Annotated in this window: 1 protein-coding gene; it reads right to left on the bottom strand. The window is 71.3% G+C overall.

From position 1 onward, the window contains the following. Positions 1-254 (bottom strand): LysR family transcriptional regulator (locus KZZ06_RS21590; protein ID WP_219581972.1); only part of this gene is annotated, 254 nt, incomplete at both ends.

Below are 254 nucleotides of genomic sequence, written 5' to 3'. Positions count from 1 at the left end.
CGAAGCTGCGGATCGCGTGACCGAGCGGCCCGGCCAGCATCGAGCCCGTCAACCCGACATTGATGATGCCGGCGGTGCCCGCGCCGATGGCCCGAGCCCGCTCGACGGCCTCGGCGGCCCGCTCCAACAGGTTGATGGCCTGCATGTGAAAGTCCTGACCGGCCCGTGTCAGCGCCACGCGCCGGGTCGTCCGCTCGAAGAGGGCCGTCCCGATCTCGTCCTCCAGATCGCGGATCTGCTGGCTGAGCGGCGGC

It is taken from the genome of Sulfitobacter sp. CW3 (assembly GCF_019392245.1).
Classification (GTDB): domain Bacteria; phylum Pseudomonadota; class Alphaproteobacteria; order Rhodobacterales; family Rhodobacteraceae; genus Sulfitobacter.
This window is presented reverse-complemented; position numbering and strand designations above follow the sequence as displayed.